Origin of the sequence: Streptomyces sp. NBC_01260 (genome assembly GCF_036226405.1) — a bacterium.
Taxonomy (GTDB): domain Bacteria; phylum Actinomycetota; class Actinomycetes; order Streptomycetales; family Streptomycetaceae; genus Streptomyces; species Streptomyces laculatispora.
The window spans coordinates 4,451,439-4,471,103 of the sequence record NZ_CP108464.1; the positions used below are offsets into that span (position 1 = coordinate 4,451,439).

Annotated in this window: 22 protein-coding genes; 16 read left to right on the plus strand and 6 right to left on the minus strand. The window is 70.0% G+C overall.

Annotated features, from left to right (window positions below):
- Window positions 1–94: 94 nt before the first annotated feature.
- Complete coding sequence (locus OG322_RS19885; protein WP_123460164.1) at window positions 95–754, plus strand: DUF5063 domain-containing protein; 660 nt, start codon at window positions 95–97, stop codon at window positions 752–754.
- Between the two features lie 149 nt (window positions 755–903).
- Here OG322_RS19885 and OG322_RS19890 read toward each other — a convergent pair whose 3' ends face one another.
- Complete coding sequence (locus OG322_RS19890; protein ID WP_329306755.1) at window positions 904–1,293, minus strand: hypothetical protein; 390 nt, start codon at window positions 1,291–1,293, stop codon at window positions 904–906.
- A gap of 107 nt (window positions 1,294–1,400) precedes the next feature.
- On the opposite strand from OG322_RS19890, the gene OG322_RS19895 reads away from it, so the two are divergent.
- On the plus strand, window positions 1,401–1,733 hold the full coding sequence (locus tag OG322_RS19895; protein ID WP_123460162.1) for a transcriptional regulator: 333 nt from the start codon (window positions 1,401–1,403) through the stop codon (window positions 1,731–1,733).
- On the opposite strand, the gene OG322_RS19900 is transcribed toward OG322_RS19895, so the two are convergent.
- A complete protein-coding gene (locus OG322_RS19900; protein WP_124284422.1) occupies window positions 1,734–2,135 on the minus strand; it encodes a hypothetical protein in 402 nt (133 codons plus the stop codon).
- Window positions 2,136–2,219: 84 nt separating this feature from the next.
- On the opposite strand from OG322_RS19900, the gene OG322_RS19905 reads away from it, so the two are divergent.
- The 3 genes from OG322_RS19905 (at window position 2,220) to OG322_RS19915 (ending at window position 4,530) form a co-directional block, all read left to right on the plus strand.
- On the plus strand, window positions 2,220–3,020 hold the full coding sequence (locus OG322_RS19905) for a helix-turn-helix domain-containing protein (RefSeq protein ID WP_123462099.1): 801 nt from the start codon (window positions 2,220–2,222) through the stop codon (window positions 3,018–3,020).
- Window positions 3,017–3,271 (plus strand): DUF397 domain-containing protein, encoded by a 255-nt coding sequence (locus OG322_RS19910; RefSeq protein WP_123460160.1) that lies wholly within the window; start codon window positions 3,017–3,019, stop codon window positions 3,269–3,271. The genes OG322_RS19905 and OG322_RS19910 overlap by 4 nt, the downstream gene beginning before the upstream one ends.
- 323 nt (window positions 3,272–3,594) lie before the next feature.
- Window positions 3,595–4,530, plus strand: coding sequence for a hypothetical protein (locus OG322_RS19915; protein ID WP_329306756.1), 936 nt, complete (start codon window positions 3,595–3,597; stop codon window positions 4,528–4,530).
- Window positions 4,531–4,549: 19 nt separating this feature from the next.
- On the opposite strand, the gene OG322_RS19920 is transcribed toward OG322_RS19915, so the two are convergent.
- Window positions 4,550–5,065: a cupin domain-containing protein gene (locus OG322_RS19920; protein ID WP_123460158.1), complete on the minus strand. Its 516-nt coding sequence runs from the start codon at window positions 5,063–5,065 to the stop codon at window positions 4,550–4,552.
- A 59-nt stretch (window positions 5,066–5,124) separates the two neighbouring features.
- On the opposite strand from OG322_RS19920, the gene OG322_RS19925 reads away from it, so the two are divergent.
- The 7 genes from OG322_RS19925 (at window position 5,125) to OG322_RS19955 (ending at window position 12,267) form a co-directional block, all read left to right on the plus strand.
- Window positions 5,125–5,304, plus strand: a complete 180-nt coding sequence (locus tag OG322_RS19925) for a CopG family transcriptional regulator (RefSeq protein ID WP_123460157.1) — start codon at window positions 5,125–5,127, stop codon at window positions 5,302–5,304.
- A gap of 1 nt (window position 5,305) precedes the next feature.
- Complete coding sequence (locus OG322_RS19930; protein WP_123460156.1) at window positions 5,306–5,650, plus strand: VOC family protein; 345 nt, start codon at window positions 5,306–5,308, stop codon at window positions 5,648–5,650.
- A 151-nt stretch (window positions 5,651–5,801) separates the two neighbouring features.
- Window positions 5,802–7,418: an MFS transporter gene (locus tag OG322_RS19935; protein WP_123460155.1), complete on the plus strand. Its 1,617-nt coding sequence runs from the start codon at window positions 5,802–5,804 to the stop codon at window positions 7,416–7,418.
- A gap of 226 nt (window positions 7,419–7,644) precedes the next feature.
- The gene (locus tag OG322_RS19940) at window positions 7,645–8,916 is read left to right on the plus strand and encodes an aspartate kinase (protein WP_123460154.1); all 1,272 of its coding nucleotides are present in this window, start codon (window positions 7,645–7,647) and stop codon (window positions 8,914–8,916) included.
- Window positions 8,913–9,977 carry an aspartate-semialdehyde dehydrogenase gene (locus tag OG322_RS19945; protein WP_123460153.1) on the plus strand — a complete coding sequence of 355 codons (1,065 nt, stop codon included), beginning with the start codon at window positions 8,913–8,915 and terminating at the stop codon, window positions 9,975–9,977. Before OG322_RS19940 ends, OG322_RS19945 begins: the two co-directional genes overlap by 4 nt.
- A gap of 272 nt (window positions 9,978–10,249) precedes the next feature.
- The gene (locus OG322_RS19950; RefSeq protein ID WP_241200043.1) at window positions 10,250–10,912 is read left to right on the plus strand and encodes a SigE family RNA polymerase sigma factor; all 663 of its coding nucleotides are present in this window, start codon (window positions 10,250–10,252) and stop codon (window positions 10,910–10,912) included.
- A 104-nt stretch (window positions 10,913–11,016) separates the two neighbouring features.
- A complete protein-coding gene (locus OG322_RS19955; RefSeq protein ID WP_123460151.1) occupies window positions 11,017–12,267 on the plus strand; it encodes a hypothetical protein in 1,251 nt (416 codons plus the stop codon).
- A gap of 110 nt (window positions 12,268–12,377) precedes the next feature.
- On the opposite strand, the gene OG322_RS19960 is transcribed toward OG322_RS19955, so the two are convergent.
- Both OG322_RS19960 and OG322_RS19965 read right to left on the minus strand, forming a co-directional pair.
- A complete protein-coding gene (locus tag OG322_RS19960; RefSeq protein WP_266411628.1) occupies window positions 12,378–13,238 on the minus strand; it encodes an SURF1 family protein in 861 nt (286 codons plus the stop codon).
- Between the two features lie 72 nt (window positions 13,239–13,310).
- On the minus strand, window positions 13,311–15,173 hold the full coding sequence (locus tag OG322_RS19965; RefSeq protein WP_185095318.1) for a S9 family peptidase: 1,863 nt from the start codon (window positions 15,171–15,173) through the stop codon (window positions 13,311–13,313).
- A 71-nt stretch (window positions 15,174–15,244) separates the two neighbouring features.
- Between OG322_RS19965 and OG322_RS19970 the strand changes: the two genes are divergently transcribed.
- Window positions 15,245–16,084: a class I SAM-dependent methyltransferase gene (locus OG322_RS19970; RefSeq protein ID WP_123460149.1), complete on the plus strand. Its 840-nt coding sequence runs from the start codon at window positions 15,245–15,247 to the stop codon at window positions 16,082–16,084.
- 74 nt (window positions 16,085–16,158) lie between these two features.
- Window positions 16,159–16,548, plus strand: coding sequence for a nuclear transport factor 2 family protein (locus OG322_RS19975; protein WP_123460148.1), 390 nt, complete (start codon window positions 16,159–16,161; stop codon window positions 16,546–16,548).
- A 93-nt stretch (window positions 16,549–16,641) separates the two neighbouring features.
- Here the strand turns inward: OG322_RS19975 and OG322_RS19980 are convergent, their stop codons facing one another.
- Entirely contained in the window at window positions 16,642–17,448 is an 807-nt protein-coding gene (locus OG322_RS19980) for an SGNH/GDSL hydrolase family protein (protein ID WP_329306757.1), read from the minus strand.
- Between the two features lie 457 nt (window positions 17,449–17,905).
- On the opposite strand from OG322_RS19980, the gene OG322_RS19985 reads away from it, so the two are divergent.
- Entirely contained in the window at window positions 17,906–18,892 is a 987-nt protein-coding gene (locus OG322_RS19985; protein WP_123460146.1) for a GlxA family transcriptional regulator, read from the plus strand.
- 93 nt (window positions 18,893–18,985) lie between these two features.
- The gene (locus OG322_RS19990) at window positions 18,986–19,588 is read left to right on the plus strand and encodes an isochorismatase family protein (RefSeq protein ID WP_123460145.1); all 603 of its coding nucleotides are present in this window, start codon (window positions 18,986–18,988) and stop codon (window positions 19,586–19,588) included.
- Window positions 19,589–19,665: the final 77 nt, after the last annotated feature.

Here is a 19,665-nt window from a genome sequence, read left to right on the forward strand (position 1 = left end):
CCGGCCTCTCTTCCGAGGCCTCACGGCGGCTTTACGTTCAGCGCAGTTATCTTCTACTCAACGTCTCCGACCGTGCCCACGGGAGGTCTCCTCGATGTCTGACGCCACGCTGAACACTGTCACCCAGGACCCCGACGACTTCGCGGTCCAGATCGCCGACCAGATCAAGACGTTCATCGTCGCGGTCACCGAGGTGTCGAGGGTCGAGGAGCCGGAAGAAGCCGTTCCGGTGCTGCTGCTCCAGGTCTCCCAGCTCCTGCTGGCGGGCGGCCGGCTGGGCGCGTACGAGGACATCCTCCCGGACGAGCGCTACGAGCCGGACCTCGGCGCCGAACCGGACGCGGACGGGCTGCGCGAGCGCTTCGCGGTCCTGCTGGAGCCGATCGACGTCTACTCCGAGGTCTTCGACCCGTACGAGCCCCGCAAGGCCCCGGTCCCGGCCCGCATCTCCGACGACCTGGCCGACCTGGTCACGGACCTGCGCCACGGCCTGGCCCACTACGAGGAGGACCGCACCACCGAGGCCCTGTGGTGGTGGCAGTTCTCCTACTTCTCCAACTGGGGCTCCACCGCCTCCGCCACCCTGCGTGCCCTCCAGTCGCTGATCGCCCATATCCGCCTGAACCAGCCGCTCCAGGCGCTCGACGGCCTGGACACCGGCCTGGACGCCGGCGACGACGACCTGGCCGAGGAGGCCGGCCGCGTGATGGTCGAGGAGATCGCGGGCCCGCTGGGGCTGCGCCCGGTCACGTAGCGGACGGCCCTGGCCCGAGCGCGGTGCCACTGAGATGGTCAATTCCAAGGGATGCCTGCGGAGGGTGTGGGGTGCGCGGCGGCCGAAGCCACCGCGAGACGGTCAGGCGGCGGGCTGCCGGCCTTGGTTGTCGAGGTGGCAGCGGGCGGTCAGGCGTCAGGGTCGACTTCGGGGTGCGTGAACCGCACGGGCTTGCCCAGCGACCGGGCGTAGGCGATTTCGGCTCGGGTGCTGTCTCCGATGTAGTCGCCGACTACGAGCACCTCATCAGCGAGCCGGATCTTCGCCCGGTGCAGCTCGTCGAGTCGAACCTTCAGCGCCTCGGCCTCGACAGGATCGGACCGGAGTTCGTGCGGCGACTTCATGTCACAGCCCGGTTTGACGACAATCTTTCCGGCTTTGGTCTCCCGCAGATCGGCCTCGTTCATCTCGGTCATGAAGCGGGTGGAGCCGCAGATCACGACGATACGCGGGAGGCTCAACAGCTTCTTCGCGTCGGCGAGCTTCTCCTCGGGGGTGAGCAGTCGCGGGTATGACACTGGTTCCTCCTGGTGGTGTGGTCAAAGGGGTGCCTGCGGAGACAAGAAACCGCTACGAGGAATACCTGTCCAGGTCGACGGGGGCACGGGGAAGACGGAGGCGTTCGATGACTCAGTACAGCAACTGGGCCGACGTGAAGCGCCGGCTGCGGGAGAGTAACCCCGAGGCGTCCGACGCCGACTGGGAGGGGCGCAAGCAGGTCGCACGCGCTGCCACCGAGGCGTATGTGCTGGGGCACGGCCTGCGTGAGATCCGTGAGGCTCAAGGCCTCACCCAGGTGCAGGTGGCCGAGGCGGTCGGGATTTCCCAGGCGCGGGTCTCCCAGATCGAACGCGGTGAGATCCACAACCTGGAGATCATGCGCACCTACGCGTCGGCGCTGGGAGCCAAGATCACGTTCTCCATCGAGTACGGCGACCGGATCGTCGGCGCAGCCTGATCACTGGTGATCGGCCTGTCCGAGGGCAGACCAGAGCTGTTCCGCGTCCACGAAGGGCGCTGTCGGTGTGGGCCAGGACTGCCACATCAGCGGCCAGGTGTGCCCGTTCAGCGCCGGTACGCCGACGTAGCCGACCTGGTGCCGGGTCCCGAACCGCTCGACGTCCAATGGCCAGGCGCGGTCGCCCGCGGTGCGCGGCGGCAGCAGGAAGTACATCCAGCGCAGCCCGGTCCCCTGCCACACGATCGGGCCGGCATCGTCCCCCGTGAGCCGCCCCAGCCGGGCCGCGACCTCCTCGCCCCGGATGCCCTGGATGCGCAGGGTGTCGAAGTGAACCCCGCTCATGCGGAGTTGGTGCCCGGAGGCGGGGACCCAGTCGGGGCGGTGAATTGCTCGCGTCATGGCTACACGGTGCTGGTGCAGTGGCTACGCTCGGTAGTGACTGCTGCGATACGCGGTGATGTGTATCCCTTGGAGGTGGCCGCTGTGTCAGTTCAGGACCCGCCCCCCGCGGCTTGGCGCTACTGCGGTGACCAGCTGAAACGCTGGCGTACGCGGGCGGGCGTCAGCCGGGAGGAGCTGGGCGCGGCGGCGAAGTACGCCCCGGACACGATCAAGTCGATGGAGCAGGGCGTACGGATGCCGACGCCTCAGTTGCTGGATGCGGCGGACGCGCTACTCCGGGCGGAGGGGCTGCTGAGCGCCGCGAAGGACTTTGTCCGGCGGGAGAAGTACTCCTTCAAGTCGCTCGACTTCATGGCGCGGGAGCGCGAAGCGGCAAGTATGTGGTGGTACGAAACCATCCTGATCCCGGGGCTGTTGCAGACACGTCCGTATTCGCGAGCTCTGATCAGCGATCACTGGCCGCCTCTTGATGAAGAGACGGTTGAGACAAGAGTGACGGCCCGGTTGGAGAGGCAGGCGATCCTTGGCCGCACCCCGCCAGCCGCTTTGAGTTTCATCCTGTACGAGGCGGCGTTGCGCGGCTCCTACGTGGACAAGGGGCAACTGGTCCACCTTCTGGAGGTGGGGCGACTGCGTAACGTGTCGGTCCAGGTGCTGCCGTACGCGAAAGCCAAAGCGGCCTCTTTGCTGGGGCCGATGCTGCTGCTGGAGACCGTTGACCACGAGCGGTTGGCGTTCACGGAGGGCCCGTCGATGAGTCAGCTCACTGCTGACGCGGAAGTGGTTGGGACACAGGCCGAGCGAATTAGCATGCTCCGCATGGAGGCCCTCAGTTCAGCGGGGTCTGCCGATTTCATCAAGCGGATGGTGGATGAGTTATGAGCGACGACCGGCAGTGGTTCAAGTCCAGCTACAGCGACTCCGAAGGGGGCGCCTGCGTCGAAGCCGCCCTGAGCTGGCGCACGTCCACGTACAGCGGATCCGAGGGGGACAACTGCGTCCAGGTCGCCCCCTGCCCCACCGCGATACATATCCGCGACTCCAAGCTGTCCATCGACAGCCCCCAACTGACCGTCCCCGCAGAGCCCTGGGCGGAGTTCCTCGCGTACGCGACCGGTGCCGCCGGCCATTGAATCTCCGCAGGTCCGCCCGAGGCTCAAGCCCCGAGCCGCGAGCCTCGGAGTCCGAGCCTCTTTCTGTGGGAATGGGTGGTGAGGTTGAACCCACCCACCCTCCCAAGTCCCGCGTATCACCTGCGCGGATGACTTTCGGTGATCGGCTTGCGTCACAGCGTGTGCACGCTCTAGGTTCGGTGTAACAGTCCTTAAAACGGACGATCCCGGCGGTGAGCCAACACCAACCGGGATCTCGTCCTGATAGATCGAAGAACTAGAGAGACTCGATCCACATGACTTCTGCTCATGTTAGTGCTGCCCTGCGCGCGCCCGCCCACCGCATGGCCAAAGCCGGTTACGGCAAGCGGCTCGTCCCCGACGAAGCCCCGCGCGGTGCGGCCGACTTCGCGCATCTGCTCACCCGGGAAGCGGCGATCGCCGCGTACATCGACCGGCTGCCCGAGGGTGCCGCGATCGGCTACAAGGTGCTGGCCGAGGAGCTGCCCGACTACGGGCAGCAGGCGTGCCGCAGTGCGCTGGACCGGCTGACCAGGGCCGGGCACCTGCGCCGTATCCGGGTGCAGATCGCTGTGGAGGGCAGCGGGCTGCGCTGGGTGACGCGCACGTTCTTCGCCCGCACCGCCCGCGACGCCGCCTGGTGGACTCGGTACATCCGGTACATCCGGGGCGTGGACGCGCCGGGGCAGCCCCCGGCGCCGGACACGGTGCGGTCCGCCGAGCCCGAGCCGGGCGTTCCGGCCGCGCGCTCGGAGGCGTACGGCGTGCTCGCCGGGCTGGGGAGCAGGGAGCCGAGGCTCCAGCTCTCCGAGGGTGAATGCGTCGCCCTGGAACCGCTGGTGCAGGAGTGGCTGGCGCGCGGGGTGGGTCGTGAGCAGGTCGGCCAGGTGCTCGTCGCAGGACTGCCGGCTTCCGTGCACTCCGCCGGAGCCTTCCTCCGTACCCGACTGGAGAACAAGATGCCGCCCGTACCGCAGCCGAAGAAGAACAAGTTCCGGGAAGTGGAAGAGACCATCGTGGCGGCGCTGGAGATGTGCGCCTTCTGCGACGAGGACGAGAGCACCACCACGCTCGTGGACGGGGTCTGCGTGGACTGCCGCGCGGACATCGACCGGGACGAGGCGAACGGGGCGACGGGCGACATCCCGGACACGTTCCTGGCCCGTCCCCGGCAGCGTACGGACGTCGCGGCCAAGGTGGCCGGGCTGCGGGCTGCTGCGGGGCGCCCGGCCGTACCGGGGCCGAGGGCGGGCGGCTGAACGCGGCCCGCAGGGGCTGTCACCCCGAGCATTCCTCGGGCCGGGAGGCGTTGGTGGTGCCCTGCCAGGTGAGGCTGGTGACGAAGTGGGTGTCGTAGCGGTGCTGCTCGGTGAGCAGGCTGTCGCGGTCGGCCTCACCCCGGCGGATTCTGGCGACCTGCCGTAGGTAGTCGAACCGTTCGATGCCAGGGGTGATCACGATCAGGGCATCGGCGGTGCTCTCCGGGCCGGCGCGGAAGGCGTGGTCGCAGCGTGGTGGGACGACCAGGAAGTCACCGGAGCCGGCCGTGATGATCTTCGATCCCATGAGCACCTCCAGCGTTCCGTCGACGACGAAGAACAGTTCGGACGCGTGGTCGTGCCGGTGCGGGACGGCGCCGTCGGCGCCGCGGGCGAGCTGGATGCGGTGGGCGCTGAGCGCGCCGTTGCTGGCGCCGGCGTCAGCCAGCAGGTAGTGGCCGATCTCGGGCAACTGCTCGGCATCGCCCGCGCGGACGACAACCGGGTCGTGCGGGGCGGCCGCAGAAGCAGACATGAGCGGGTCCTTGTCGATGGACTATCTGGCTAGGTATCTAGGATGCTAGCATCTCCCTCATGGGTGATACGGAGGTCAAACAGTTCAACGTGTATCTGCCGCTAGAGCTGATCAGGCAGGTCAAGCATCACGCGATCGAGACGGAGATGTCGTTGTCGGCGCTGGTCGCCGAGGCGTTGCGTGCCTACCTCGACGACGCCCACGGGCAGCGGCAGCACTCATCCGGAAAGGAGTCATGACATGGCAACCGAAGGCATCGAGGCGATGTTCTTGGAGACCCACAACTGGGGGAAGACCGCGAGCTTCTTCCAGTCGCTGGGTTACGAGTTGGAGACCTCGGAGGGCGACGGCTCCGGCGTACTCCGCAACGGCGAGGGTGCCTACCTCGTCGTCGTCGAGATCCCCGAGGACCGGGAGCCCGGCATGCAGGTGGCGCTGAAGGTGTCCGACGCGGACGCCTTCCGTCCCGGTCCCGCCGTGGAGGTGGTCACCCCGTTCGAGGACACGCACTACGGGACCCGGGAGATGACCGTCCGGGACCCCGACGGACGGCTGTGGAGTCTTCAGGCGCCTCCCAGGAGCTGACGCCGCTCTTTCGTCAGGGTGGCCTGATTCGCCTCGGCCGACGACGCCCGCGCCGCCCTGACCGGCGCGACGGCCTGGTCGAACCGGCCGGGGCGAACTCTGAGGGGCAGCGCCTGACCGGGGGCTGCGACGAGCCATGGAGGGGATACGAATGAGTGGATGGCGCGGCAATCCCTGGGCAGTGCTGCTGACGCTCAGCCTGGGATTCTTCATGACACTGCTGGACCTGACGGCGGTCAACGTCGCCATCCCCAGCATGATGGGCAGCCTGCACGCGTCGCTGGACGAGGTGCTGTGGGTGATCAACATCTACATCCTCGTCCTCGCCGCGCTGCTGATCATGTTCGGCCGGCTGGGCGATGTGCGCGGGCCGCGCGCCATGTTCATCGGGGGCGTGGCGCTGTTCACCGTGGCCTCCGTGCTGTGCGGCCTGTCGCAGGACCCGGCCCAGCTCATCGCCGCCCGGGCCGTACAGGGACTGGGCGCGGCGGCTCTGATGCCGCAGACGATGACGATCATCATCGGCACGTTCCCGGCCGAACGCCGGGGCGTCGCACTCGGCGTCTGGGGCGCGGTCGCGGGCGTGGCCACGATCGCGGGGCCCACTCTCGGCGGGCTCCTGGTCAGCACGGCCGGCTGGCGGTGGATCTTCTTCGTCAACGTCCCGATCGGCGCGATCGTGCTCCTGATGGCCGTCAGGCTCGTGCCCGACATCAGGCAGGGGAACCGCCGGAAGCTGGACGTCGTGGGCGTCGTACTCGCCGCGATGACGCTGGTGTGCCTCACCTTCGCGCTCACCGAGGGCCAGCGGTACGACTGGGGCGTCGGCATCTGGGCACTGCTGGGCGGCGCCGCCCTGCTGCTGGGGCTGTTCCTGATCCACCAGCGCGCCCGGCAGCACGACGAACCGCTGCTCCCCTTCGTGCTCTTCCGCGACCGCGACTACGCGGTCATGAGTTTCGTGGCCGCGACCGTCCAGGTCGGGATGCTCGGCCTGTTCCTGCCGGTGATGATCTATCTCCAGTCGGTGCTGCACTTCAGCGCGCTCACGGCCGGACTCGTGATGGCGCCGGCGATGGTGGTGTCAGCGGTGCTGTCACCGGTCTCGGGCCGGATGGCGGACCGGATCGGCGGCAAGTACGTCCTGATGACCGGCCTGACCCTGTTCGCGTGCGGCATGGCCTGGCTCACCTGGGTCACCGATGTCGGCCGTGCGTGGTGGGAATTCCAGCCCGCCTTGATCATGTCCGGGGTGGGCATCGGCTGCGTGTTCGGTCCGATGGTCACGGTCGCCATGTACAACGTGGAGCCCGCAATGGCCGGGGCCGCCTCCGGCGTGCTGAACACGATCCGCCAGGTCGGCACGGTGTTCGGCAGCGCAGCGGTCGGCGCCGTACTGCAGAACCGTCTGGCCGTCTCGCTGCAGGACGAAGCGGCCGAGCGGGCTGCCGGTCTCCCGGCCGACGTCCGCGGCCCCTTCCTGGCGGGCTTCCGCGACGCCGCCAGGAGCGGTCAGGAGGCCGGCGTCGGGCAGAACGGCGCAGCGATCCAGTTGCCGCGGGGAACGCCGACGGGCCTCGCCCGTCACATCGAGCAGGCGGCGGCGTCCACGTACGAACACGGGGTCGTCCACGCGATGCGGCCGACCCTGGTGCTGCCCATCGTCGTGATCGCGGTCGGCGCCGTCTCGTGCTTCCTGGTACGACGCCGGCAGAGCACCAGCCCGCGCACCTCTCCGGAACCGGTCGACCTCGGCGCCCCGGCCTGACAGCCGGGGCGGACGCCCCCGAATGCCGCGGCCGGGCGTGTGGGCTGGGACACATGAGGGAGTGCGCGGGTGATCGGCGGGCAACAGCCTCGTACGAGCAGTTCGGAACGGCGCGCCGATGATCACGTGGTGAGCGGGACATCTCAGCATATGATATCGGCGAGGCGATTCCGGGCTGCTCGTTAAACTGAGCTGACCGCAGCAATGGACTGAGCGAGGAGCGCACGTGGGCCTGGTCGTGCAGAAGTACGGAGGTTCCTCCGTAGCCGATGCCGAGGGCATCAAGCGTGTCGCCAAGCGAATCGTCGATGCCAAGAAGAACGGCAACCAGGTGGTTGTCGTGGTGTCAGCGATGGGCGACACGACGGACGAGCTGATCGATCTCGCGGAGCAGGTGTCACCGATGCCCGCCGGGCGCGAGTTCGACATGCTGCTGACCGCCGGAGAGCGGATCTCCATGGCCCTGCTGGCCATGGCGATCAAGAACCTGGGCCACGAGGCCCAGTCGTTCACGGGCAGCCAGGCCGGCGTCATCACCGACTCGGTCCACAACAAGGCGCGGATCATCGATGTCACGCCGGGCCGCATCCGGACCTCGATCGACGAGGGCAACATCGCCATCGTCGCCGGGTTCCAGGGGGTGAGCCAGGAGGGCAAGAACATCACCACCCTCGGCCGCGGCGGGTCCGACACCACCGCGGTGGCGCTCGCCGCCGCGCTGGACGCCGAGGTCTGTGAGATCTATACCGATGTGGACGGTGTCTTCACCGCCGACCCGCGGGTCGTCAAGAAGGCCCAGAAGATCGACTGGATCTCCTTCGAGGACATGCTGGAGCTGGCGGCGTCCGGCTCCAAGGTGCTGCTGCACCGGTGCGTGGAATACGCACGCCGTTACAACATTCCGATCCACGTCCGCTCGTCCTTCTCGGGACTGCGCGGAACCTGGGTCAGCAACGAGCCGCTAGGGGACCAGCAGGTGGAGCACGCGATCATCTCCGGAGTCGCCCATGACGTCTCCGAGGCCAAGATCACCGTTGTCGGTGTGCCCGACAAGCCGGGCGAGGCCGCCGCGATCTTCCGTACGATCGCCAACGCCGAGGTCAACATCGACATGGTGGTGCAGAACGTCTCCGCCGCGTCGACCGGTCTGACCGACATCTCGTTCACGCTCCCGAAGTCCGAGGGCCGCAAGGCCATCGACGCCCTGGAGCGCAGCCGCGGTGCCATCGGCTTCGACTCGCTGCGCTACGACGACCAGATCGCCAAGATCTCCCTGGTCGGCGCCGGTATGAAGACCAACCCGGGCGTCACCGCGGGCTTCTTCGAGGCGCTGTCCGACGCGGGCGTGAACATCGAGCTGATCTCGACCTCCGAGATCCGCATCTCAGTGGTCACCCGTGCCGACGACGTCATCGAGGCCGTGCGCGCCGTGCACTCCGCCTTCGGTCTCGACAGCGACTCCGACGAGGCAGTCGTGTACGGGGGCACCGGCCGATGACCGCACGCCGCCCTTCGCTCGCGGTCGTCGGCGCGACCGGGGCGATCGGCGGTGTCATGCTCCAGATCCTTTCGGAACACGCGGATATCTGGGGCGAGGTGAAACTGATCGCCTCGCCGCGTTCGGCCGGCGGCAAGCTGGTCGTGCGTGGTGAGGAGACCGAGGTCCTCGAACTCTCCGAGGACGTCTTCGACGACGTGGACGTGGCGCTGTTCCTGGCGCCCGACGAGGTGTCCGAGCGCTGGGCGCCGCTCGCCGCGTCCAAGGGCGCGGTCGTCATCGACGACTCCGCGGCCTTCCGGATGGACGGCGACGTTCCGCTCGTCGTCCCCGAGATCAACCCCCACTCCGCCCGGATCAGACCGCGCGGCATCGTCGCGAGCCCGAACAGCACGACGCTGGCGCTGATCGTCGCGGTCGGCGCGCTGCACGCCGAATTCGGGCTGCGGGAACTCATCGTGTCCTCGTACCAGGCCGTGAGCGGGGTCGGGCGCGACGGCGTCGCCGCGCTGCGCGAGCAGCTGTCGGTGGTGACCGGTACCGAACTGGGCACGAAGCCGGGTGACGTACGCCGGGTCGTGGGGGACACGGACGGCGGCCCGTTCGCCGCACCCGTCGCCCTCAACGTCGTGCCGTGGGCCGGGACGGACGCCGGTGACGGCTGGTCGTCCGAGGAGCTGGCGATCCGCGACGAGTGCCGCAAGATCCTCGATCTGCCGAACCTGCGGGTGTCGGCGACCTGTGTGTACGTCCCCGTGATCACCACCCACTCGATGTCCGTGCACGCCCGCTTCGAGAACGAGGTCACGGTCGACCGGGCGCACGAGATCCTGGCGACCGCGCCCGGTGTGGTGCTGTACGACAACCCCGGGACGGGCGACTTCCCGACCCCGTCCGACGTGGTGGGCACCGATCCGACCTGGGTCGGCCGGGTCCGCCGGTCGATGGACGAGCCGAGGGCGCTTGAGCTCTTCGTCTGCGGCGACAACCTCCGCAAGGGCGCCGCGCTGAACGTGGCGCAGATCGCCGAATCGGTGGCTGTCGAATTTCCCCGGTCCTGATCGAACCTGTTTTGTACGCTCTGTGAATGCCCTGTGAGCAAGTTGCTGGTCTGAACCTCTTGAGCTGGGGTGTCGCGGTATCCGACGATGACCTTTCGGCCCGTTGCAACCGCTGGTCGGGCGGCGCGCGTCTATGCCGTCACTTCTTGCGCGACGAGGCGCACATTCGGGGTATTTGGGGAAGAGCGGTTACGTATGAAGGCATTTCGCATGGTGTCAAACGCGGTGCCGTATGCGTACAACCCTGACGGGGGGAAACGTGTCCAACTGGCGTGGCAGAGGTACTCGATATCACAGTGGTGGGCCCCTTGCGCGGCGCTTCGGTGCGACCGCTCAGACGGCCCCGCGCGCCCGGCGGTATGCCGGTGATCGCGCCCATGCCCGCTACGCGCCCGGCAGGGCTGCCGTCACAGCGCGAGGGCGCTGACGACAGCGTGGCAGCCGGAACTACCGTTGACCATCTCACCGAAACCTATCGCGCCCACTACCGTTCGCTGCTCGGCCTCGCGGCCCTGCTGCTGGACGACACGGCGTCCTGTGAGGACGTCGTGCAGGAGGCGTTCATCCGCGTGCATTCGGCACGCAACCGGGTACGGGAGCCCGAGAAGACACTCGCGTACCTGCGCCAGACCGTCGTCAACCTCTCCCGCTCCGCGCTGCGTCGCCGCATCCTGGGGCTGAAGCTGCTCTCCAAGCCCATGCCGGACATGGCGAGCGCGGAGGAGGGTGCGTACGACCAACTGGAGCGGGACGCGCTGATCAAGGCGATGCGGGGGCTGCAACGGCGCCAGCGGGAGGTACTCGTGCTGCGCTACTTCGCGGACATGACCGAGGCGCAGGTCGCCACGACCCTGGGGATATCCCTGGGCTCGGTGAAGGCGTACGGCTCCCGCGGAATCGCGGCGCTGCGCGTGGTGATGGAGGCGCAGGCATGAGCCGGCGCGACGGCCACGAAGGCGAGCACGGCCACGAAGGCGAGCACGGCCACCGGCACGGGCCCTCATTCGGACATCGGACTGACCGGACTGGAAACGGAATTGTGAATCACGGGCCGGACAGCACCCCGGGCACGGACCGCGATACGGAACCGGTCGCGGACCGCGACGCGGCACCGGGCACGCAGCCCGGCGCGGTCGTGGGACCGACGCCCCTGAGGGGTGTCGACGCTCCCGCCGACACCCTGGCGGCCGGTCTGCTGACCGACCTCTTCGGCAGCGGCTCCGGTTCCGGATCAGGTTCCGGATCAGGCTCCGGCGATGGTGGGGACGTCGACGAGGACGCGCTGCGCCGGATGATGCGCGGCGCCGTGCAGGACCTTGAACCCCGCGACGGCAGCCTCGACCATCTGTACCGCGCGGTGCCCGCCCGTCGGGCCCGGCGGCGGCAGGCGCTCGTCGGAGCGGCGGCGGCGGCCCTGCTCATCGGCACCGCGATCCCCGCTTTCGTCCATGTCGCGCACTCCGAGGGCTCGAACGCAGCCAGCCCCGCGATCGCCGGTCACGGCGAGCGGGCGCAGGGCGGCAACGGCGAGGAGCCCGGACCGGCTTCCGGCGGTGCGAACGGCGGCGGCGGGAGCGACGGGCGGGAGGACGCCGGTGACGGCGTTCCCGACAGCTCGGCCAGCCCGTCCGCCAGCAGCGGCCAGGGCGTGCAGGGCACCGTGGCCGGCGGTTCGGCCGACCCGCAGGCCAGTGCGGCGGCCGGTATGCCGACCTGCTCGCCCGACCAGCTCGGGGTCGCCTCGGCCAGCACCGGCGCGGCCGGTGCCGACGGCACGGTGTACGGAACGTTCCGGATCGCCAATGTCTCCGGCAAGAACTGCTCGGTGAACAGCGGCGGCACGGTGGGCTTCGAGGCGATGGGCGCGGCCGACCCGGCCAGGATCGTGGTCGTGCGGCACACCCAGGGGGACGCGGCGTCCGGACTGCCCGATCCCGCCGAGGAGGAGTCGACGGTGCTGCTGAAGCCGGAGATGGCGTACGAGGTGCAGTTCGCCTGGGTTCCGGGGGACACCTGCCCGTCGACCGGCGGTTCACCTTCCCCGACCCCGACGGACGGTGCGGCCGGCAACGCCGGGGGCTCGGACGGTGCCAGTACGGGCAGCGGGACCGGGGGCACCGAAACGGGTACGGAGGCGCAGCTCGGCAGCGAGGACGGGGCAGGGACGGCGCAGGGCAGCGTCTCCGTGCAGCACACTCCGGAACCGGGAGCGCCGGTCGCGGAGACGAAGATCGCCAACGCCTGTGCGGGCACGATCTACCGGACGGGCGCGCTGGAGCCGTCGTCGTAGGAGTGACGCAGGAGCGGCGCAGGAGGAGTGGGGCGGGCCGTGGGTACGGGCAGGCGCCCCTGCCCCTCGGGACCGGACTGGGCTGAGCTGAGCTGGGCCGGGCTCGGCGTTCAGGGGGCCGCGGGTGTCTCCGGGCCCGTGTCCGCGTCCCGGTCCGGGGTCGCGTCCGTGTCGGCGACGAGGCCCAGTCGCACGTCCCGGACGGCCTCGGCCTCACGCCGGACCAGCCGGAACCACATGAAGAGCACGAACGCCGCGAAGACGAACCACTCGCACAGGTAGCCCAGATTCTGGAAGGCCTTCAGGTCGAGCCCGGTGCCCTGTGCCGCGGCGGCCGGTACGGGGCGCAGGGCAGCGGCGCCCTTGGCCGCGCCCGCACCCGCACCCGCAGCGGCCGGGGTGTCGGGCTGCTGGAGTGTTACCCACGCGTCGTACACGTCGTAGGGCACGAGGTTGACGAGTGACGCGGCGCTGATCATGCCGACCTGGCCGTCGGGGAGCCCGCCCGTCGCGTCGACCCCCGCGGTGGCCGGGTTCTCCGAGGCCTGGAGGTCGCCGGTCACGGTGACGTCGCCGGTCGGCGCGGCCGGCACCGAGGTGTGTCCGGCCTTCCCGGGCAGCCAGCCCCGCACCACGGGCAGCGCCTTGCCGCTGTCGGTGCGCAGCATGTCCACGACGTAGAAGCCGTTCCGGTCGTCCAGCTTCCGGCCGGGCACCAGGAACTGGTCGGCGTACCGACCGGTCGCGGTGGCGGGACGGCCGGAGGTCACCGTGTCGACGGGCAGCAGCTCGTCGAGCGGCTTGGCGGTCCTCGTGCCCGGAGCGGGCTGCTTGTCGGCGGCCTCGTGCGTCTGCACGCGGTCCTCGAAGCGGCCGAGCTGCCAGGTGCCCATGAACACGCAGAACGGGATGGCCAGCACGACGAAGAGGTTGATCCCCCACCATCGCGGGGTCAGCAGGAACCGGTACACCCCTCCACGGTACGGTCCCCCGCTCCGGCCGTCCGGAGCGGGGCACTCGTGGAGCAGCCCTTTATACGGCTCCTACGCGGTTTGATCCGTGCCGGTACGGCCCGGCGTACCCAGGTGGCGGGCGGCGAAGTCGAGCTCCAGGCGCACCTGCTTGATCCGCTCCTCCACGACGAGCGAGCCATGACCCGCGTCGTAGCGGTAGACCTCGTGCGCGGCGGCGCGGTCCTTCAGCCGGTCCACGTAGTTCTCCACCTGGCGGATCGGGCAGCGCGGGTCGTTGACGCCCGCCGAGATGTAGACCGGGGCCCGCACGGCATCGACGTACGTCAGGGGCGACGAGGCCTCGAAGCGCTCGGGCACCTCCTCCGGCGTCCCGCCCAGCAGGGTGCGGTCCATCGCCTTCAGGCCCTCCATCTCGTCGTGATACGCCGTGACGTAGTCCGCGACGGGGACCGCGGCCAGGCCCACGGCCCAGTCGCCGGGCTGCGTGCCGAGGCCGAGCAGGGTCAGGTAGCCGCCCCACGAACCGCCGGCCAGGACCAGCTTCGACGGGTCCGCGAGGCCGGACTTGACCGCCCACTCCCGCACCGCCGCGATGTCCTCCAGCTCGATCAGGCCGATCCGGTGCTTGAGCGCGTCCGTCCAGGCCCGCCCGTAGCCGGTCGAGCCGCGGTAGTTGACCCGGACGACCGCATAGCCGTGGTCCACCCAGGCGGCGGGCCCGCCCGCGAAGGCGTCGCTGTCGTGCCAGGTCGGGCCGCCGTGGATCTCGAAGACGGTCGGGAACGGCCCCTCGGCCGGGGCCGCGGGACGCTGGACGAGCGCGTGGACCCGGCCCCCGGGCCCCTCCACCCACACGTCCTCGACCGGCACGGACCGCGGAGCCTTCGCACCCGGCGGATCGAGCACCACCGCACCGGTCGTGGACCGGACGACGGGCGGCTCGGCGGCCGACGACCAGAGGTACTCCACCGTGCCGTCCGGGCGGGCGGTGGCCCCGGACACCGAACCGGTGGGCGTCTCCACCCGCACCAGGGTGCCGTCGCCCGCCGCCGGCCCGTACCGCCACAGCTCGCTGCGGGCCTCGAAGCCGTGCTCGATCAGCAGCGCGGAGCCGTCCGGGTACCACTCGGCGCCCACGTCGCCGGGCAGCTCGACGGCGAGGTCCGTCTGGGTGCCCGCCACCGGGTCCCAGATCATCGGCTCCCAGCGGCCGCGCCGCTGGTGCCCGACCAGCAGCCGGGTGTCGCCCGCCACCGGGGCGAAGCCGAGAACGGCCAGGCCCAGCTCCTTCGTGCCCCCTTCGGTGTCGTCCAGCTCGGCGACCGTGGTGCCGTCCGGCCGCACCACGCGCAGCGCGGAGTGCATCGCGTCACCGTGCTCGGTGTGCTCCAGCGCGATCAGCGTCCCGTCGTGCGACAGGTCGCCGACCCCGGCCGACTCGCGGTGGCGGTAGATCTCGACGGGCACCGCCCCGGGCCGTACGACGTGGACCGTCGTCCCGTCCTCGTCCGTCGAACGGCCTACCACCGCGGTGCCGTCCCGGCCGATCGCGAGCCCGGCCGGGTACGAGGGCTCCAGTCCGGGCGCCGCCGGCTCGTCCTTCGCGGCCTCGGCGCCGCCCTCGCCGTCGCGGAACGGCCGGCGCATCCACACCCCGAACTCGTCGCCGTCGGTGTCGTTGAACCACCAGATGGCCTCGCCGTCCGGTGTCAGTGCGCCGTCCGTCGTCCCGTTGGGCCGGTCGGTCACCTGGCGCTGCTCACCGGTCGCCCGGTCCCAGGCGTACAGCTCGTACGTTCCCGTCGCGTTGGACACGAACAGGGCGCGGTCCGGCGCGTCCTCCGCCCAGTCGGGCAGGGACACCCGGGGAGCCCGGAAACGCTGCTCCCACTCCGGAACGGAATCGGTCGTCGAACCAGTGGTCTCAGTCATGCTCCCCATTCTGCGCCGGGCCGCGGACAATCCGTTCGCCCCGTCGGCAGCCTGTGGATAACCTCGCGGACATGCATGCACCGATACCCGCCGACTGGCGCGAGGCCAACCGCGCGATGTGGGATGAACGTGTGCCCATCCATACCGGCAGTGACTTCTACGACCTCGACTCCTTCCGCGCGGGCAAGGACTCCCTGCGCGCCTTCGAGCTGGCGGAGGTCGGGGACGTGACGGGCCGGACGCTGCTGCACCTCCAGTGCCACATCGGACTCGACACCCTCTCCTGGGCCCGGCACGGCGCCGCCCAGGTCGTCGGTCTCGACTTCTCCGAACCGGCCGTCGAGACCGCCCGCTCGCTCGCCCGGGACCTCGGCCTGCCCCCGGACCGGGCGGCGTTCGTCGCCGCCGACGTCCACGACGCGGCGGAGGCCGTCCCGGACTCCTCGTACGACATCGTCTACACCGGCGTCGGCGCGCTGAACTGGCTGCCCGACATAGACCGCTGGGCCGAGACGGCGGCCTCGCTCGTCGCGCCCGGGGGTTTCCTCTACCTGGCGGAGTTCCATCCGCTCACCGACTGCCTCGACGACGCGACCGGCACCCGGATCGTGCACGACTACTTCAGCCGCGACGCCTGGGTGGACGAGACGCCGGGCACGTACGCGGACTTCGACGCGCCGACCGTTCACAACCGCAGCGTCGAATGGCAGCACCCGGTGGGCAGCGTGGTCTCGGCCCTGGCCGCGGCGGGGCTCCGGATCGAGTTCCTGCACGAGCACGACGCCTCGCTCTTCGCACGCTTTCCCGCGCTGGAGCGTCAGTCGGACGGCTGCTACCGCTTCCCGGCGGACCGGCCCCGCATCCCGCTGATGTACTCGATCAAGGCGACCCGGCCCGAACGGCTTCCCTAGCACCGGAGCCGGAGCCGGGCGGGCCATTGCCCATGGTCAGGGCGATTGTCAGTGCTGGGGTCCAGACTCGCATCATGACCACGACTGCTGATCCGCGTGCCACGGTCGAGAGCTACTGGACCGCGGCCGGCCTCCGCGACTGGGACACCTTCGCGGCGACGCTCGCCGACGAGGTGCTGTACGACCTGCCGCAGACCCGCGAGCGCATCCGCGGCAAGGAGCGGTACGTCAGCTTCAACCGGGAGTACCCGGGGGAGTGGCGGGTGCGGGTCGAGCGGATAGTGGCCGACCGGGACGGAGGGCAGGTGGCGGTGCGGACGCTGTTCACGGTCGGCGCAAGGGAGATGCACGCCATCCACTTCTTCACGTTCGACGCGGAGGGGCGGATCAGCGAGATCACCGACTTCTGGCCCGAGCCGTACGAGCCCCCGGCGGGCCGGGAGCATCTCGTCGAGCGGTACTGAGCGCGGCCGGGCGGGGAGAGGAACAGCAGAAGCGCGGCAGGGCCGGGGAGCCGGGGCTCCGCACCCGTTGCCGCGCCGCTGCTTCCCGTGGTCCTACGCGGCTGAGCTGAAGGCGGGCAGGTAGCCGCCCGACTGTCCCTCGGCCTTGGGGTGATACGAGTTCTCGATGGGGATCGAGACGCTGTGGAGCCACGGGTCGCCGGAGCACAGCTCGTGCCCGGTGAACTCGTCGGCAACGCCGGAGAAGGTGAATCCCGCGTTGGCGGCCTGCTTGGCGATGACGCCGTTCAGCACGTCGGACGCGTTGTTGATGGCCGTGCGCTCCGCCTCCGTGAGCCCGGCGATGCAGCTTCCGCCGATCTTGTAGAAGCGCGGGTAGCCGAGCACCACGACATGTGCCTGCGGGGCCTTCGAGTGGATGGACCCGTAGAGCGAACTCAGACCGGCCGGCAGCGAACCGTTCATCTGTGAGACGGCCGAGTTCACGGCGGCGAGGCAGGCGGCCTCACCGGACAGCACGCAGTCCTGCATGACGTCGGCGAACCCGACGTCATTACCGCCCGCGGTCACGCTGACCAGCGAGGTGGACGAGCTCAGCGGGCCGAGCTGGCTGCTCGCCACCGAGCTTGTGGTGGCGCCCGAACAGGCGACGAAGTCGAACGAGGACGGCGAGTTCGCCGCCGCCCAGAGGTAGGCGTAGGCGTTGGTGCTGCGCCGGCAGTCACCGCTGTCGGAGAGGTAGCTCCCCGCGCCGACGCCGGACGAGTACGAGTCGCCCAGGGCGACGTACCCGCCGGTGGCGGCCGAGGAGGATGCCGAGGCCGGCTGGGCCATACCCAGAGCGGCTGCGGCGGCGAGGAGCAGAGTGGATGCGGACGCCCAGAATCTCCGTACTGACATAGCTGTCGGCCCTCCGAAGTGTGGGGGGTGGGTGGGGGGTTGATTGAGCGTCAACTGTTGTAGCAGCTACGGGTACCAGTCGGTAATAGCCAGACTGGAACCTGCCGGAATTGCCCGAATGATCGTTCGGCGGCCGTAGCTCCGCGCGTAGATAATCCTTGAACTCCACCCGAAACAAGGGGTTTACGTCTATCCGACCGTCACTTCGCAGGCGCTCGCCCGGCGGCTGGATGCATGGTCGTCAGGGGCGGCGAGACATCGGGCGGACCCCCGGCGCGCGCCGCTGCGCCGGGCGGCCGCGCCTCGGCCCGATGCGGTCCTGATGGGGCATCCGCATGGTGGGCCTGACGGGCATCCGCCCGGTGGGTCTGATGAGCGTCCGCCCGGTGGGCCCGGTGTCCGAATGTGACAGATAGCCGTCATTGCGGTCATGCGGTGCGGCGGTGACGATGGACGCATGTCCTCCAGCACCTGCCGCGTCGTGATCGCGGTCTTCGCCGACGTCGACCTGCTCGACGTCACCGGTCCGGCCGAGGTGTTCGCCCTGGCCAACCGGGAGACCGGTGGCGATGCGGGGTACGAGGTCAGGCTGGCCGGTCCCGAGAGGGGTCCCGTCGTCACGTCGGCGGGGGTGCGTGTCGTGGCGGACCTGGCGTTCGCCGAGGTGGGAGCCGCGGTGGACACCCTGCTGGTGCCCGGTGCCGTCGACATGGGCCCGGAGGGGCCGGTGGCCCGGGTCGACGACGAGGTGGTGGCCTGGGTGCGGGCCACGGCTCCGCACGCGCGCCGTATCGCCTCGGTGTGCGTGGGCGCGCACGTACTGGCGGCGGCGGGCCTTCTGGACGGGCGGCGGGCGACCACTCACTGGTCGACCGCCGCGCAGCTGGCGGCCGACCATCCCGAGGTGAGGGTGGACCCCGACCCGATCTTCGTGCGCTCCGGCAAGGTGTGGACGGGTGCGGGCATCAGCACCTGCATGGACCTGGCCCTGGCGCTGGTGGCGGAGGACCACAGCGAGGAACTGGCACTGGTGGTGGCCCGGCAGCTGGTGATGTACCTCAGACGGCAGGGCGGCCAGAGCCAGTTCAGCGTCCCGCTGAGCCGGCCGGCCGCGGCCCGCCGGGACATCGACGAGCTGCGGGTGTTCATCACCGGGCACCTGGACGCCGACCTCTCGGCATCCGCGCTGGCGGAACGCATGTGCCTGAGCGAGCGCCACTTCGCCCGGGTCTTCCAGCAGGAGACCGGCACCAGTGCGGCCGCGTACGTGGAAGCGGCCAGGGTCGAGGCGGCGCGCAGGCTGCTCGAAGCCACCGATGAGCCGCTGGAACGAGTCGCGGCGGCGGCCGGTATGGGCTCGGTGGAGACGCTGCACCGGGCGTTCCGCAAGCAGATCAGCACCACCCCGGCCGCCTACCGCCGCCGCTTCCGCACAACGACCTGACCCGTCCCGTCCCTTCTCCGCTCCGTTCAGCCGGCGCGCGATCCCGCCGACCGGCGGCTCCGTCACGCCCGAACCCGAAAGGAACCTTCAGCAATGAGCGTCTCCACGTCCCTGCGCGATGTCATCGGTCTCGACAGCACGCTGCCCCGCCTCGGCGGTGCCACCCTCCTGATGATCGACTTCCAGAACACCTACCGCACCGGCGTCATGGCGCTGGAAGGTGCCGAACCCGCCCTGGCCGCAGGGGCGCGCCTGCTGGCCGCCGCCCGTGAGGCCGGTGCGACGGTCATCCACATCGTCAACGACGGCGGCGAGGGAAGTCCGTACGACATCCGCGCGGAGATCGGGGCCATCAGCCCCGAAGTGGCCCCGGTCGAGGGGGAGTCGGTCGTCGTCAAGCAGTTCCCCGACGCCTTCCACGGCACGGACCTGGAGAAGGTCCTGCGGGAGCGGGGCGCCGGTGCCGACCTGGTGCTGGCCGGGTTCATGACCCACATGTGCGTCACCTTCACGGCCCAGGGCGCCTTCAATCACGGCTACCGGCCCACGGTCGTGGCCGAGGCCACCGCCACCCGCTCCCTGCCCGCCCCCGGCGGCGGCACACTGCCCGCCGCCACCCTCCGGTCCGCCGCCCTGACCACCGTCGCGGACCTCTTCGGCACGGTGGCCCCGACCGTCGCCCATCTCGCGGGCTGACGGGAAGCGCACCCGGCAGGCCCGCGCCCGAGCCGGTGCTCGCACACAGAAATGTTCAAACAAACATGACTGTGTTA

Coding starts and splice junctions, on each gene's coding strand:
- OG322_RS19885 (WP_123460164.1), top strand. CDS start 95: ATGTCTGACGCCACGCTGAACACTGTCACCCAGGACCCCGACGACTTC.
- OG322_RS19895 (WP_123460162.1), top strand. CDS start 1,401: ATGACTCAGTACAGCAACTGGGCCGACGTGAAGCGCCGGCTGCGGGAG.
- OG322_RS19900 (WP_124284422.1), bottom strand. CDS start 2,135: ATGACGCGAGCAATTCACCGCCCCGACTGGGTCCCCGCCTCCGGGCAC.
- OG322_RS19910 (WP_123460160.1), top strand. CDS start 3,017: ATGAGCGACGACCGGCAGTGGTTCAAGTCCAGCTACAGCGACTCCGAA.
- OG322_RS19915 (WP_329306756.1), top strand. CDS start 3,595: ATGGCCAAAGCCGGTTACGGCAAGCGGCTCGTCCCCGACGAAGCCCCG.
- OG322_RS19920 (WP_123460158.1), bottom strand. CDS start 5,065: ATGTCTGCTTCTGCGGCCGCCCCGCACGACCCGGTTGTCGTCCGCGCG.
- OG322_RS19925 (WP_123460157.1), top strand. CDS start 5,125: ATGGGTGATACGGAGGTCAAACAGTTCAACGTGTATCTGCCGCTAGAG.
- OG322_RS19930 (WP_123460156.1), top strand. CDS start 5,306: ATGGCAACCGAAGGCATCGAGGCGATGTTCTTGGAGACCCACAACTGG.
- OG322_RS19935 (WP_123460155.1), top strand. CDS start 5,802: ATGAGTGGATGGCGCGGCAATCCCTGGGCAGTGCTGCTGACGCTCAGC.
- OG322_RS19945 (WP_123460153.1), top strand. CDS start 8,913: ATGACCGCACGCCGCCCTTCGCTCGCGGTCGTCGGCGCGACCGGGGCG.
- OG322_RS19965 (WP_185095318.1), bottom strand. CDS start 15,173: ATGACTGAGACCACTGGTTCGACGACCGATTCCGTTCCGGAGTGGGAG.
- OG322_RS19970 (WP_123460149.1), top strand. CDS start 15,245: ATGCATGCACCGATACCCGCCGACTGGCGCGAGGCCAACCGCGCGATG.
- OG322_RS19975 (WP_123460148.1), top strand. CDS start 16,159: ATGACCACGACTGCTGATCCGCGTGCCACGGTCGAGAGCTACTGGACC.
- OG322_RS19980 (WP_329306757.1), bottom strand. CDS start 17,448: ATGTCAGTACGGAGATTCTGGGCGTCCGCATCCACTCTGCTCCTCGCC.
- OG322_RS19985 (WP_123460146.1), top strand. CDS start 17,906: ATGTCCTCCAGCACCTGCCGCGTCGTGATCGCGGTCTTCGCCGACGTC.
- OG322_RS19990 (WP_123460145.1), top strand. CDS start 18,986: ATGAGCGTCTCCACGTCCCTGCGCGATGTCATCGGTCTCGACAGCACG.